This is a genomic window from Streptomyces sp. URMC 126 (assembly GCF_051386555.1).
Taxonomy (GTDB): Bacteria; Actinomycetota; Actinomycetes; order Streptomycetales; family Streptomycetaceae; genus Streptomyces.
The window spans coordinates 1-240 of the sequence record NZ_JBPQTX010001290.1 but is presented as its reverse complement, the minus strand read 5'-3'; the positions used below and the strand labels follow the sequence as shown (position 1 = coordinate 240).

The 240-nt window shown below is 69.2% G+C and carries 1 protein-coding gene; it reads right to left on the bottom strand.

Going from position 1 to position 240, the window contains the following annotated elements; translation table 11 throughout:
* On the bottom strand, window positions 1-240 hold a 240-nt coding region (locus ACSNOK_RS36000; protein ID WP_436784860.1), incomplete at both ends, for a protein adenylyltransferase SelO family protein.

The following is a 240-nucleotide window of genomic DNA, read 5'->3' as shown; positions in this document are numbered from 1 at the left end:
CAGGAAGCCGCGCCCGTCGCCGATCTCCGGATTGTAGGAGCGGAACTGGTGGCCGTGGTAGCGCAGCGCCAGCGGCTCCGGCAGATTGCTCGGCAGCGGCTCGAACCGATGAAAATGCGCCTCCCAGTCGACTGCGCCCAGCCCGACCGCCTCGGCCCAGCGCCCGTCCAGGAAACGCGGAATGGCGGCCGGGAAGCTGGCGGGAGCCACGGGATCGTAAAAATCGGCGCCCAACTCCAG